The organism is Psychrobacter phenylpyruvicus DSM 7000 = NBRC 102152 (genome assembly GCF_000685805.1).
GTDB lineage: Bacteria > Pseudomonadota > Gammaproteobacteria > Pseudomonadales > Moraxellaceae > Psychrobacter > Psychrobacter phenylpyruvicus.
The window spans coordinates 1-1,231 of the sequence record NZ_JMKP01000100.1; the positions used below are offsets into that span (position 1 = coordinate 1).

Annotated in this window: 1 protein-coding gene; it reads left to right on the forward strand. The window is 37.9% G+C overall.

The window, feature by feature from the left end; translation table 11 throughout:
- Positions 1 to 302: 302 nt before the first annotated feature.
- On the forward strand, positions 303 to 1,231 hold a 929-nt coding region (locus G561_RS14880), incomplete at its 3' end, for a hypothetical protein (protein ID WP_037032645.1).

The following is a 1,231-nucleotide window of genomic DNA, read 5'->3' on the forward strand; positions in this document are numbered from 1 at the left end:
TTTTCTTTTAAATAAAAAACTTGGTAACCCGCCTCTTCAGTTTGAATTGCTAATAAAGTGTTGAGAGTGGGGTAACAGCTGGAAAGCTACACTTAAAAGGCTATGCTGGAAATAGTGGTTTAGGATCGGAAACGGTTGTCAAACTTAATACTAAAGGCGATATCAACCTAGCAGGCAAAGGGGTTTTAATTGAAGGCAGTGATTTAAGTGTAGGGAATAAAACGAATATCACGGCAACCGATGGTAGTGTTGAGGTTAAGGGTGTTAAAAATAGCTTTAGTAATAAGGTTTCGCAACATAAGTTGCGTACTCTCAAAGAGCAGATTAACGACGCAAAACAAGAGCTAGAAAAGCCATTTTTAGATACTAAATGGCTTGAAGAGTTTCAAAAAGAAGAAAAGAATTGGATAAATTACGTAGCTGGCACTTGCTATAATAGTCCTTATCCTGGAGGAGTTGGACAATGTGTAAGTATACGTGCCCCGAATGTGGCGGTAGCTGAAAAACAAATGCCAAGCTATTATAAGCTGACAAAAAGTACGAATTATAATAAGTATATGTCTTATTTATCTAATCAGAAGAGTTTAAAAAAGACAATCAGTGATCTTACTCAGATAGAAACCGCTTCTAACACTCCTTCAACAGGATATGAGCATAAAGTTTCTAATATTGTAGCCGGTAAAGACATCAACATCTCTGCTAAACAAGGTGTATTAATTGAAGGTGCTGATATCTCAAGTAGTCAAGGTGGTATCAACATCTTGGCTCAAGGCAACTTACCTTCAACATCAATAAATGATGATAATGGCACAAAAACCTATAAAGACAGTATCCGAATCACAGGGCTTGCTGATATCTATCAACAAGGGGATATTAATAAAGGATCTGTGACAGGGCCAAACTATTCCTACCATCAACTTATTAATCAGCCTAAGCTTACTGCCAAAGGCGATATTAAAATAGCTGGCGTCGGTAGTCTGCCAAAATCAACTGACACAGCAATCAACAACTCAGTCGTATTAAACAGTGCTGATATCACCTCAACGAATGGCGATGTGCGTATTGATGCCGCCAAAGGAGACATCAACTTAGAAGCATCACAAGTTGCATTTTTAGATGGCTCTCAAACTAAAAAGACCTCTCGCAAATGGTATGGTAAGAAAAAAGTTAAAATAACGACCACCACAACCAATAACAGCAACGCCATTACAACAGATATCACAGCGAATAA